This window comes from Pyxidicoccus fallax, assembly GCF_012933655.1.
GTDB lineage: Bacteria > Myxococcota > Myxococcia > Myxococcales > Myxococcaceae > Myxococcus > Myxococcus fallax.
Window position 1 is genome coordinate 1 of sequence record NZ_JABBJJ010000372.1, and the last position, 11,721, is coordinate 11,721.

At 72.0% G+C, this 11,721-nt stretch carries 12 protein-coding genes; 2 read left to right on the forward strand and 10 right to left on the reverse strand.

Going from position 1 to position 11,721, the window contains the following annotated elements:
• From HG543_RS45105 to modA, 10 genes are all read right to left on the reverse strand, one after another.
• Positions 1–668, reverse strand: a 668-nt coding sequence (locus HG543_RS45105; RefSeq protein WP_169351150.1) for an FAD-dependent monooxygenase, incomplete at its 3' end; no start/stop codon positions are given.
• 348 nt (positions 669–1,016) lie between these two features.
• The gene (locus HG543_RS45110; protein WP_169351151.1) at positions 1,017–2,774 is read right to left on the reverse strand and encodes an AMP-binding protein; all 1,758 of its coding nucleotides are present in this window, start codon (positions 2,772–2,774) and stop codon (positions 1,017–1,019) included.
• Positions 2,771–3,052 (reverse strand): acyl carrier protein, encoded by a 282-nt coding sequence (locus HG543_RS45115; protein WP_169351152.1) that lies wholly within the window; start codon positions 3,050–3,052, stop codon positions 2,771–2,773. The genes HG543_RS45110 and HG543_RS45115 overlap by 4 nt, the downstream gene beginning before the upstream one ends.
• Positions 3,045–3,620, reverse strand: a complete 576-nt coding sequence (locus tag HG543_RS45120) for an isoprenylcysteine carboxyl methyltransferase family protein (RefSeq protein WP_169351153.1) — start codon at positions 3,618–3,620, stop codon at positions 3,045–3,047. Before HG543_RS45120 ends, HG543_RS45115 begins: the two co-directional genes overlap by 8 nt.
• The gene (locus HG543_RS45125; RefSeq protein WP_169351154.1) at positions 3,614–4,699 is read right to left on the reverse strand and encodes a type III polyketide synthase; all 1,086 of its coding nucleotides are present in this window, start codon (positions 4,697–4,699) and stop codon (positions 3,614–3,616) included. Before HG543_RS45125 ends, HG543_RS45120 begins: the two co-directional genes overlap by 7 nt.
• 233 nt (positions 4,700–4,932) lie before the next feature.
• The gene (gene glgC, locus HG543_RS45130) at positions 4,933–6,180 is read right to left on the reverse strand and encodes a glucose-1-phosphate adenylyltransferase (RefSeq protein WP_169351155.1); all 1,248 of its coding nucleotides are present in this window, start codon (positions 6,178–6,180) and stop codon (positions 4,933–4,935) included.
• 88 nt (positions 6,181–6,268) lie between these two features.
• Positions 6,269–7,720, reverse strand: coding sequence for an ELWxxDGT repeat protein (locus tag HG543_RS45135; RefSeq protein ID WP_169351156.1), 1,452 nt, complete (start codon positions 7,718–7,720; stop codon positions 6,269–6,271).
• A gap of 323 nt (positions 7,721–8,043) precedes the next feature.
• A complete protein-coding gene (gene modC / locus HG543_RS45140) occupies positions 8,044–9,114 on the reverse strand; it encodes a molybdenum ABC transporter ATP-binding protein (protein WP_169351157.1) in 1,071 nt (356 codons plus the stop codon).
• Positions 9,115–9,250: 136 nt separating this feature from the next.
• Positions 9,251–9,916, reverse strand: coding sequence for a molybdate ABC transporter permease subunit (modB, locus tag HG543_RS45145; protein WP_246357754.1), 666 nt, complete (start codon positions 9,914–9,916; stop codon positions 9,251–9,253).
• Between the two features lie 8 nt (positions 9,917–9,924).
• Complete coding sequence (gene modA, locus HG543_RS45150) at positions 9,925–10,695, reverse strand: molybdate ABC transporter substrate-binding protein (RefSeq protein WP_169351158.1); 771 nt, start codon at positions 10,693–10,695, stop codon at positions 9,925–9,927.
• A 110-nt stretch (positions 10,696–10,805) separates the two neighbouring features.
• On the opposite strand from modA, the gene HG543_RS45155 reads away from it, so the two are divergent.
• Entirely contained in the window at positions 10,806–11,303 is a 498-nt protein-coding gene (locus HG543_RS45155; protein ID WP_169351159.1) for a MarR family winged helix-turn-helix transcriptional regulator, read from the forward strand.
• Between the two features lie 103 nt (positions 11,304–11,406).
• Positions 11,407–11,529 carry a hypothetical protein gene (locus HG543_RS56645; RefSeq protein ID WP_281404534.1) on the forward strand — a complete coding sequence of 41 codons (123 nt, stop codon included), beginning with the start codon at positions 11,407–11,409 and terminating at the stop codon, positions 11,527–11,529.
• Positions 11,530–11,721: the final 192 nt, after the last annotated feature.

Sequence of the window (11,721 nt, forward strand, 5' to 3'; positions counted from 1 at the left end):
ACCCGCCCCTCCACCACGCCGTCCTCCCAGAGGAAGGCGAGCCCCACGCGCCTCGCTCCCGCCGGCGTGACGTAGGCCTCCACGCCGTCCGCGAAGTGCACCTCCACGTAGGGTGTCCACGGCTCCACCTGGAAGTGCTGCCGCAGCCCGAAGCGCCTCGGGCCCGTGGACTCCACGTCCAGCCCTTCCGCGCGCCGCAGCGGCGAGCCCAGCCCGTCCGCCGCCACCAGCATCCGCGCCTCCACCGGGCCGTCCGCGGTCTCCAGCGTCACCGCGTCGGTGGTGCGGCGGTGCGACAGCACCTGCGTGCGCTCGCGCAGCTCCACACCCACCGCGCGAGCCCGTGCTACCAGCGCGGAGGACAGCGCCACACGCCGGACTCCGAGCCCTCCGGGCCCTGGCAGCAGCCCCTCCGCCGTGGTGCCGTCCTCCTGCACGTAGCGGATGCCCACGAAGGGCGAGCTCTCCTTGCGGTCCAGCAGTGGCAGCGCGCCCAGCCGCTCCAGCGCGGCCAGACCGGAGGGCATGAGTCCCTCACCACAGGCCTTGTCGGCCGGTACCGTCGCACGCTCCAGCACCACGGTGTTGAGCCCGCGTGAGGTGGTGGTGATGGCCACCGCCAGCCCCGCGGGTCCTCCGCCCACCACGGCGACGTCGTACCGTTTCACGAGGCGCGCTCCACCGGCTCCGCTGCGACTCTTCGCTTGTACCGTCTCATGCGGCGTGGGTCGTCCCTCACGAGCATGCACCGCGACACGAGAAACAGGCCACCTTCGTCATGCCTCACACGCGCGAAGAGCCTCACACGGCGCGCTCCTCCCTCGCCGCTGTTCCCGCACATGAGCCAGGACACGCACCTTGCTTTCCTCTTCTCTCGCGCCCACGGACGGATGCACGTGGTGCGCACCTCCCTCATCGGGACGCGCGCGCATGGGCCGAGGCACGTCGTGCGCTCCGCACCACCCATGGCTCGGACCCATGGGCTGCTCACGCGACGTGCTCCGCCCCGCACCGCCTCACGCGTCGCGCTCCGCCTTCGCCATGGCCAGCGCGCTCTTCGCCATCTCCACCGCCATGCCCACCATGCCCACCTTCTTCGGCGGCGACAGCTCTCCGGCCAGGTAGCGCCGCAGCGCCTCCGCGCGGCGCAGCTTGCCGCTCGACGTGCGCGGCAGCGTCCCCGGCGCCAGCAGCCTCACCGTGTGCGGCCGCACGCCCGTGGCCTCCACCACCGCCGCGCGGATGCGCTCCTCCACCTCCGCATCCGCGCCCTCGCCCGCCCGCTCCGCGAGGATGAGCAGCGCCTCGTCCTGTCCGCCCTCGGGCGTGAAGCCCAGCGCCACCGCGCAGCCCGTGCGCACGCCGTCCACCGCGTGCAGCGGCTCCTCGAACGCCTGCGGCGCGTGGTTGGCCCCGCGGATGATGACCACGTCCTTCGCCCGGCCCGTGAGGTACAGCTCGCCATCCGCGAGGAAGCCCAGGTCTCCCGTGTCCAGCCACCCCTCCGCCGACAGCGCCCGCCCGGACGCCTCCGCGTCCCCGAAGTAGCCCGACATCAGCGAGGGCCCCTTCGCGAAGACCCGCCCCACCCGCCGCTCCGGCAGCACCCCGCCGTCCGCGTCGCGCACCTGCACCTCGAAGCCCGCCACCGGAGCGCCCACGCTCACCAGCTCCCGCGTCCCCTCCTCCGCCCGTCCCTCCCGGGCCAGCAGCGCGGCGTCCACGCCCAGTGCGCGCGGGCCCCGGCCCTCCGGCGGGAAGGTGACGGCCAGCGACGCCTCGGACAGCCCGTACACCGGGCGTAGCGCCCGCGCGGAGAAGCCCCACCGCTCGAAGCGCTGGGCGAAGCGGCGCAGCGTGTCCATGGACACCGGCTCCGCCCCGTTGAGCGCGTGCTTCCACGACGACAGGTCCACTCCTTCCAGCTCCGCGTCCTTCACCCGCTTGAGGCACAGCCCGTACGCGAAGTTGGGCGCGGGCGAGATGAAGCCCTTGTGCCGCGACAGCGCCCGCAGCCACAGCGCCGGCCGCGCCAGGAAGGCCTCCGGCGGAATCAGCACCAGCCGGCCCGGGTAGTACAGCGCCGACAGCACACAGCCGATGAGCCCCATGTCGTGGTACAGCGGCAGCCAGCTCACGCCCACCGACGGGATGTCCGGCCGCAGCGGCATGGCCACCTCCAGCGCCGCCACCTGCGACATCAGCGCCTCGTGCGTCAGCGCCACCGGCTTCGGGTCCACCGTGGAGCCCGACGAGAACTGGATGAGCCCCAGCGCCTCCGGGCGCACCGGCACCTCCCGCTCCTCGTCGCCTCGCGACACGTCGTCCACCGTGTGGCAGCCCAGGCGCGGCCGGGCGCGCTCCACGCTCGGCCCCAGGAGCAGCCGCACCCGCGAGTCCGTCAGCACCACCGCCGCCGACGTCACCTGGAGCATCCGCGCCGTGGCCCGGTGGTACTCCTCCAGCCGCCCCAGCCGCACCGGCGGGTACAGCGGCACCGGCACCGCTCCCGCCAGCAGCGCGCCGAAGTACGCATCCATGAAGCCCGGCGACGTGGGCAGCAGCAGCGCCACCCGGTCCCCTTCCCTCACGCCCAGCCTCGCCAGCCCCGCCGCCGTGCGCCTCGCGCGGCCGCGGACCTCCGCCCACGACAGCGCCACCTCGCGCTCCTGCGCGTCCACGAAGGTGAGGCCATGGGACGGCTGGCCCGCCGTCTCCGCGAGCGTCGCGTTCACCGTCCGGTGCTTCAACGCGGGCAGCGCCGGGCCCCTCACGGACGCACCTCCGGAACCGGAACGCCCGCGGGCGCCGCCGCCCGCTGCGCCACCAGCCGCGCCAGGTCCTCCACCGTCCGCACGCCCTGCGCGTCCTCCTCCGACAGGCGGATGCGGAAGCGGTTCTCCAGCCCCACCGCCAGCACCGTCAGCCCCAGGCTGTCGAGCTGCAAGTCCCTCATGAGGTCGTGCCGCGGCTCCACCTCGCCGCTCCACTCCAGCTCGTCGGTGGCGATGCGGCGAATCTCCGACAGCACCTCGAGTTCGGACTCAGTCACGGGGCACCTCCGGGATGAAGCGGGGACGGTGGGCGAAGGCGCGCGCGTACACCTCGCCGAGCGCCGCCTCCTCCGCCCGGATGCGCACGAAGAGCAGCGCCGCGTTGCCCACCGAGAAGAACAGCGCCGTGCGCCACGCGCCGTGGATGAGCGGCACACACGCCAGTTCCAGCACCACCGCCACGTAGTTGGGGTGGCGCAGGAAGCGATAGGGCCCGCCCGTCACCGGCGGCAGCTCCGGCACCACGATGATGCGTGAGTTCCACCGCTCCCCCAGCGTGGCGATGGCCCAGTACCGCAAGCCCTGCGCCGCCACCGCACCGCCCAGCGCCGCCCAGCCCCAGCCGCCAGGGAACGCGGGCCGCAGCCACAGCACCTCCGCCACGCACGCCACCAGGAACAGCGTGTGGAACACCACCATGAAGCGGTAGTGCGCCTGCCCCGTCTCCACTCCACCCCGGGCGAAGGCGCGCTCCGCGTTGCGCTTGGAGAGCACCAGCTCCACCAGCCGCTCCGCCACCAGCAGCGCCATGAAGCCGAGGAAGAGGGCCTGCGTGGAGGTCACCATCGCAGCAGCACCATCTCCGCGCAGAAGCCGGGGCCCAGCGCCATCATCAGGCCCCAGTCCCCCGGACGCGGCTCGGGGCCCTCCAGCGTCTCGCCCAGCACGAAGAGCACCGACGCCGAGGACAGGTTGCCCACCTCGCGCAGCGAGCGCCACGAGCGCTCCAGCGCGGCCGACTCCAGCTCCAGCGCCTCCTCGAAGGCCTTCAGCACCTTGGGCCCGCCGGTGTGCGCCACCCAGTGCCGCACGTCCCCGCGCGACAGGCCATGCGCCTCGAGGAAGCGGTCCACGTCGCGGCGGATGTGCTCGCGCACCAGGCCCGGCACCTTCGCGGACAGCACCACCTTGAAGCCCGAGTCCACCACGTCCCAGCCCATGATGCGCTCGGTGTCCCGGTAGAACACCGAGCGCGAGGCCACCACCCGCGGGCCCTTCGCCCCCGGCGTTTCGGCGCCCCGCAGCACCGCGCACGCCGCGCCGTCACCGAAGAGGCCGGAGGCGATGATGTTGGGGATGGACAGGTCCTCGCGCTGCAGCGTCAGCGAGCACAGCTCCGTGGTGATGACGAGCGCCGTCTGCGAGGGGAAGGCGCGCAGGTAGTCCGCGGCGCGGGCGATGCCGCCCGCTCCCGCCACGCAGCCCAGGCCGAAGAGGGGCGTGCGCTTGAAGTCCTCGCGGAAGCGCAGGCGGTTGGCCACCCGCGCATCGATGCTCGGCGTGGCCAGGCCCGTCACGGTGACGAAGAAGACGTGGTCCACGTCCGCCGGGGACAGCTCCGCCTTGTCCAGCGCTTGACTCACCACCGTCTCACTCATCTCGGTGGCCGCGCGAATCCACGCGTCGTTGCGCTGCTGGAAGCCGACCAACGCCGGGTAGCTCTCGATGGGCAGCGCGAGATGACGGCCGCTCACCTGGACGGCGCGGTGCAGGTCCTCCAGGCGCTCCACGTTGAAGTGGCGTGTGGCCCACAGCTCGCGGAAGGCCGAGATGAGCTGCTCTTGCGTGGCGTAGTGCGGCGGGAGGGCACGACCTACGGCGCGGATGAACGGCGAGCTGTCCGGGCCTGTTGTGCTGCTGGGCATGAAGTTCTCGGGTCTTCGCGTCGGTCGGACCCCAGGATTAACCGACAGCCACGCCCGATGCGATACGCGATGCACCCACTTGAACGCCCGCGGACGCGGCCCGCACGACAATGTTGCAAGGTCGACGCGCGCCTTGGCCCTTGGTCAGCGGCTGGGACGTGCCGAGACACGTGAGACTGCTCACAGCCTCACTGAAGGAATCCATCCCGAAGCCTGAACAGAGCTTGAACGACTCAGTCGAATCGGTAGCCCTTGGGCACCACGACGATGCCGGAGTCGGTGACGGTGAAGCCGCGCGCCTTGTCGGCCGCGAGGTCGAAGCCCACCTTCGCGTTGGGCGGCACGCGCACGCCCTTGTCGATGATGGCGTTCTTCACCTGCGCGTGACGGCCGATGTCCACCTCGTCGAAGAGGACGGAGCGCTGCACGTTGGCGTAGCTGTTCACGCGCACGCGGCGGAAGAGGATGCTCTCACGCACCACGCCGCCGGAGACGATGCAGCCACCGGCCACCATGGAGTTGAGCGCGCGGCCCACGCGCTCGCCCGACTCGTGGACGAACTTGGCCGGCGGGCTGTACTCGCTGCCGGTGCGCAGCGGCCACTCGGGGTTGAACAGGTCGAACTCCGGGTTGACGGACACCAGGTCCATGGACGCCTCGTGGTACGCGTCCAGCGTGCCCACGTCGCGCCAGTAGGTGTTGGGTCCGTCCTGCCCGGGGATGGGGTTCTTCGCGAAGTCGTAGGCCTGGATGTTGTAGCCGTCGCGCAGCGCGCGGGGCAGCACGTCCTTGCCGAAGTCGTGCTGCGAGCCCTCGGCCTTCGCGTCCACCTCCAGCAGCTCCGCCAGCACCTTCGCGCGGAAGATGTAGTTGCCCATGCTGGCCAGCGCCGTGTCCGGCCGGCCGGGGATGGGCTTGGGCTCCTTGGGCTTCTCGTGGAACTCCGTCACGCGGCCACGCTCGTCCACCTGCATGATGCCGAAGCGGTGCGCGTCGGCGATGGGCGTGGGGTACGCGGCGATGGTGATGTCCGCGCGCTGGGCCTCGTGCTGCTCCAGCATGTGCGCCACGTTCATCTTGTAGATGTGGTCGCCGGAGAAGATGGCCACGTGCTCGGGCCGGTGGTTCTCCACCAGGTGCAGGTTCTGGTAGATGGCGTCCGCCGTGCCCCGGTACCAGACGGGCCCCAGCTCCTCGTAGAGGTACATCTGCGCGGGCACCAGGGTGATGAAGTAGTCGGACAGCAGCACCGTGCCGAGCCGCCACCCCCGCTGGATGTGCTCCGTCAGCGACTGCGCCTTGAACTGCGTCAGCACGTAGACGGAGAAGATGCTCGAGTTGATGAAGTTGTTGAGGGCGAAGTCGATGATGCGGAACTTCGACCCGAACGGTACCGCCGGCTTCGAGCGCCTCAGCGTGAGCGGCGCCAGCCGCGTTCCCTGTCCGCCCGCGAGAATCATCCCCAGGATGCGCATGGCCATGCCGTCGGTGTCCCTCCCGGCCGCGCAGCATAGGGGCGCCGAACCGGTTTGTCCGATTCGTGCTGGCCGGGAGGGATGACCGCATGCGTCAGCGTGCGCCGGATGGCGGGCAGTAGGCGCCCGTCCGCATCGACCAGAGCTGGCGGGCCTCGGTGGAGAAGAAGAGGTAGCTGCCGGCGCGGGCGAAGACGGGGTCATCGGCGAACTCGAAGCGGTACGGCCGGGGTGCCGAGCCCACGAGGCCGGGGATGATGTCCTCCACGAGCCTCGCCCGTCCCTGGAAGACCTTCCACGGCTCGCGCCCGTGCTCGCCGTCGTCCGCGGCGAAGTAGAGCTTCCGGCTGGCGACCATGAGCCCGTAGGGGGAGGAGCCCTCTCGCCCCGGGCGGATGTCGCGCGCGAGCTCGGTGCCCTCCGCCGTGCCATCACTCACCCACAGCTCGCGGCCGTGCTCACCGTCATCCGCGGCGAAGTAGAGCAGGCCCTCGAACACGGTCAGCCCCAGGGGAGAGGAGCCCACCTCTCCTGGCCGGAGGTCCACCAGCCGCCCCGTGCCCGCGGGGGTGCCGTCGCTCACCCACAACTCCAGGCCCGCGCCGAAGGGGGTGTCCTCCTCGGCCACGAAGTAGAGGCGGCCCACGTAGGCCGTGAAGTCGCGAGGCGTGGCGACGCCGTCCCAGGCCGCGAGCAACACGGCCGCGCCCGGGGTGCCGTCGCTCGTGAAGAGGGCGGGCGCGCCGTCCGCCAGGTCCACGAGGAAGAACACCCGGTCCTCCACGGCGGCCAGCCGGAAGATGGCGGCCTCTTCGTTGCCGGGCGTGCTGTACAGCTCCTCGATGGCTCCCGTGGGAGACAGTTCCAGCACCGCGAGCGTGTCCAGGGCCTCGCCCAGGCGCACGTCGAAGACGAGGTTTCCGCTGCGCGTCTCCACGATTTCGCCCACGTTGCTGGACGGCGGGCCCGGGTTGAGGTCCCGGTACAGCCGGGTGCCCCCGGACGTGCCATCGCTCACCCAGAGCTCGTCGCCGACCTCGGGCGTGTACATGCGGAAGAAGAGCCGGCCGCGGAACTCTCCGAGTACCTCGATGGGCTCGAGGAAGCCGGGAGGCGGCGCGGCGGTGGTCAGCGGAACCGTGCCCGCGTCCGTGCCGTCCGTCCGCCAGAGGGTGCGGCCCACGATGAAGAAGAGCAGCCCCCGGGCCTCCGTCAGGCTGCGCGGCGCTTCGCCGAAGTCGCGGAACAGCCGCGTGCCACCGGGAGTGCCGTCGCTGGCCCACAGCGCGGGGCCGTGGATGCCGTCATCCACGACGAAGTAGAGCGTCCCCTTCACCCCGGTCAGTTCGAATGGCCCCGCGAACTCGCCTCCCGCCGAGAAGTCCGCGAGCCGCGTGGCGGAGGGACAGGTGCCGCCCGTGTCGAGCGTGTCCGGTGTCTCCTGGGGCGCGGGCAGGACGCCTGATTCCGAAAGTGCCACTCCGCAGGCGGCCAGACCGAGCCCCAACAACCACGCACACGCCTTCCGTCCCCATCCGCTCATCATGCGGTCCCCCTCCCGCCAGGGCATGATGCTCCTCGCGGTGGTCCGGAAGCTTGGGCGAGCGCGTGGACACGGCATCTGCTCCCGGGTTGGGAGCAATGACAGACACTGGATGGAGAAATGGGCCGCACCGGCTTGCCTGCTTCGACGGCGCCGGAAGAGTTCGAAGCGGCTGGGACCTATTGAAGCGAAGCCACCCAGAGGCCGTCGGTCTGCTGCTCGTTACCGCAGGAAACGCACCTGTGCCCCGCCCCCTCGAAACGGAGCGTCCGCTCCTGATGGCAACGGAAGCAGTAGCCCCCGCCACGAAGCTTCCGCCGCACCTCTCAGCGCAGCCTACGGCACGCGGCTGACTTCACCGCGAGGTAGACGCGCGCGCCCGGCACCACGCCCAACTCGCGTACCGACGCCGCAGTGAGCCGCACCACCCAGCGCACGCCCGCCACGTCCACGGTGGCCGCGTCCTCTCCCGCACCCGCGGACTCCACCCGCACCACCGTGCCCGCCAGGACGTTGCGCGCGGACACTCCGGTCAGCGGCCCCGTGGACAGCAGGATGTCCTCCGATGGCACCGCGTAGGCCGCCCGCGTTCCCACCGCCAGCTCCGGCGCATCAGGTACCCAGAGCGACAGCCCTTCCGTCACGCGCAGCCGGAGACCTCCGGCCCCGGGACGCTCCAGCACGCCCTCCAGGATGTTCTCCTCGACCTCGCCCTCTTCCGCGAGCAGCCCGCGCACCGCCGGGCCCAGTACCTCGGAAGCAGGGCCCGCGGCCCTGACGCGACCCTCGTCGAGCAGCAGCGCCTCGCGCGCCAGCACCCGCGCCTCGCCGAGCTGGTGCGTGACGTACAGCATCGGCACCTTCGCCTCGTCGCGGACGCGCAGCAGGTACGGCAGCACCCGCTCCTTCAGCGCCACGTCGAGCGCCGCGAGCGGCTCGTCCAGCAGCAACAGCGCCGGGTCCGTGGCCAGCGCACGCGCCAGGGCCACGCGCTGTTTCTCTCCTCCGGACAGCGTCGCGGGGTAGCGGCTCAACAGCGGCCCCAGCTCCAGCAGCGCCACCGCTTCGTCCACCCGCGAGGGCTTCGCGCCGCGCACGCCGTAACGGACGTTCCGTTCCACCGTGAGGTGCGGAAACAGCAGCGCGTCCTGCGGCACGTAGCCCATGCGCCGGGCCTCCGGCGGAACGTCCACGCCAACAGCGCTGTCCAGCAGCACGCGCCCGCCGACCTCGACTCGCCCTCGCGCGCCGCGCCTCAGTCCCGCCAGCACCTCCAGCAGTGACGTCTTCCCGGAGCCCGAGCGCCCCATCACCGCCACCGACGCGCCCTCCAGCCGCGTCTCCACCTCCAGCGTGAAGCGCGCCAGGGGCAGCCGAATCGCGAGGGACAAGCTCACGCTCGCACCCGCCGCGTGATTGCGCCCGCTCTGATTGCCGCGGCGACAGTGCCCGCATCCCGACTCACGCTCGCATGGGGAGTCGGCGTGTCGGTCCAAGACGGCGCCGCAATCGCCTCGCCAAGCACCGCCCGCCTCACGCCCGCACCCGCCGTCCCCGCCGCCGCGTCACCACCTCCGTCGCGTACACCGCCACGAAGGCCAGCAGCGCCGCCACGCCCGCGAGCCTCAGCGCCTGCGCGTCCTCGCCCAGCTGCGTGTGCTGGAAGATGGCCAGCGACAGCGTCTGCGTCCGCCCGGGGATGTTGCCCGCCACCAGCACCGTGGCGCCGAACTCCCCCAGCGCCCGCGAGAAGGCCAGCAACGCCCCCACCAGCACCCCGCGCCAGGCCAGCGGCAGCGTCACCCGGAAGAACGCCCGCGCCCGCGAGTCCCCCAGCGTGCGCGCCACCGCCACCAGCCTCGGGTCCACCTCCTCGAACCCCGAGCGCGCCGAGCGCACCAGCAACGGAAACGCCATCACCGCGCTCGCCAGCACCACCGCCTTCGGCGTGAACACCACCTCCACGCCCCACGCGTCCAGCACCCGCCCCAGGGGACCATTCACCGCCAGCAGCTCCAGCAGCACCAGCCCCACGGCCGTGGGTGGCAACACCATGGGCAGCGCCAGCACCGTCTCCACCACGCCCTTGCCCGGCCCGTCCCAGCGCGCCAGCGCGTACGCCACCGCCACTCCCGGCGCCAGGATGAGCAGCGTGGCCACCGCCGCCACCGCCACCGTGAAGAGGACCAGCCCCGCCATGCCCTCCATCACGGCGCGGGCTTCCCCGCCGCCGCGCCGAGCACCAGGAAGCCATGCCGCGAGAACACCCGCCGCGCCTCGTCCGACCGCAGGAAGCGCACGAACGCCTGCCCGGCCTCAGGCGCCTTCCCCTTCGTCAGCGCCGCCACCGGATAGACGATGCGAGGCGCCTCCGTCTCCGGCACCGCGAAGGCCACCCGCACCTTCTTCGACTGCGCCGCGTCCGTCGCGTACACCACGCCCGCGTCCACGCGCCCCGCCTCCACCGCCGACAGCGCCGCCCGCACGTCCAGCGCCGGCACCACCTTCGGCCCCACGTCCTTCCACACCCCCGCCTTCTCCAACCACGCCTTCGCGTACACCCCCGCGGGCACCGCCGCCGGGTCCGCCAGCGCCAGCCGCTTCAGCCCCTTCAGGTCCGCCGCCCCCGCCACCTGCCCCTTCGCCCCCAACGGCACCACCACCACCAGCCGGTTGGACAGCAGGTCCACGCGCGTGCCGGGTTGCACCAGCCCCACCTTCTCCAGCGCATCCATCTTCAGCGCGTCCGCCGACAGGAACGCATCCGCCGGAGCCCCCGCGGTCGCTTGACGCGCCAGGTCACTGGATGCCCCGAAGGCGAACGCCACCTCGTGCCCCGTCGCCTTCGTGAAGGCCGGCGCCAGCTCCTGGAGCGCGTTCGTCGTGCTCGCCGCGGCGAACACCAGCGCCTTCTCCGCACGGGCGGACACCGTCACGAGGAACAGCAGAAGAGCGCACGACAGGTGGAAGGCACGCATGGTGGAATGCTCCCTCCATTCCAGGGCAGCCGGGAGCACATTGTGCACATGGCCGCGCTCGACGAGACAACAGGTTGACCCGTCCACCCCAGGCCGCTAAGGAATACTCCGTGTCACGGAATTTCCATAAAGAAGAAGAAGACGTTTCGGCCGACGTGCAGAAGCTCCACCAGCTGCTCCTCGCGCTGGGCCGACGCCGCTCGCTCCGTGACCCCATCGCCAGCACGTGCGAGCAGCTTCAGTTCACCCCGCCGCAGGTGCATGCGCTGCTGTGGCTGGGCACGGACGGCGCGCTCACCATGGGCGAGCTGGCCCGTCGCCTGGGCGTCACCGAAAAGACGGTCACCGGCGTGGTCGACCGCCTGGAGCGCGAGGGCTACCTGATGCGCGAGCGCAGCGCGTCCGACCGCCGCGTCGTCCACTGCCGCCTCACGCCCGAGGGGCAGGCGACCTGGACGAAGCTCGACCGCTCGATGAACCAGGGCATGAGCCAGGTCCTGTCCATCCTCGACGCCAGCGACCGCAAGGCCCTCTTCCGCATCCTCGACAAGCTCCTGCGCCGCGCCGACGCGCCCCCCGCTCCACCCGCGCGCGAGCGCTCCGCCTGAGCGCGCACCCGCGCGTCGCCGCCCTCACATCCAAGCCCCGCGTGGGCCTCACGGCCCTCGCCCGCTGCCTCATCCAAGGGGCGGGAAAGGAGTGGCGCCCAGGGTGGATGCACTCCGCGTCGAGGAGCATGTCGGGACCGGGAGCTTCCTCGCGCTGCTCGGCCTGGCGCACGTCGGTGCCGCCGCGCTGCTGCCGCACGAGGACGTGAACAGGCTTCTTCCGTAGTGGCCGCTCCGCCCTCCTGTGGTGCGCGAGCCGGCATGGAGGCCCCGCCCGAGGCCGGGCGTTGAAGGGAGGAGGAGCGTGATGAAGCGAAGCACTCGGCTGCGGACGGCGAGCCTCGGGCTGCTCCTCGTGCTGGCGGGCTGCCGGCGCGAGAGCGAGCAACCGCCCGCTCCTCCCCCCGCCGCCCAGAAG

What these genes read in the sequence shown, in the direction of transcription:
- HG543_RS45125 (WP_169351154.1), bottom strand. Translation starts at nt 4,699, where the DNA reads ATGCCCAGCAGCACAACAGGCCCGGACAGCTCGCCGTTCATCCGCGCC.
- glgC (WP_169351155.1), bottom strand. Translation starts at nt 6,180, where the DNA reads ATGGCCATGCGCATCCTGGGGATGATTCTCGCGGGCGGACAGGGAACG.
- HG543_RS45135 (WP_169351156.1), bottom strand. Translation starts at nt 7,720, where the DNA reads ATGATGAGCGGATGGGGACGGAAGGCGTGTGCGTGGTTGTTGGGGCTC.
- HG543_RS45120 (WP_169351153.1), bottom strand. Translation starts at nt 3,620, where the DNA reads ATGGTGACCTCCACGCAGGCCCTCTTCCTCGGCTTCATGGCGCTGCTG.
- modB (WP_246357754.1), bottom strand. Translation starts at nt 9,916, where the DNA reads ATGGCGGGGCTGGTCCTCTTCACGGTGGCGGTGGCGGCGGTGGCCACG.
- modA (WP_169351158.1), bottom strand. Translation starts at nt 10,695, where the DNA reads ATGCGTGCCTTCCACCTGTCGTGCGCTCTTCTGCTGTTCCTCGTGACG.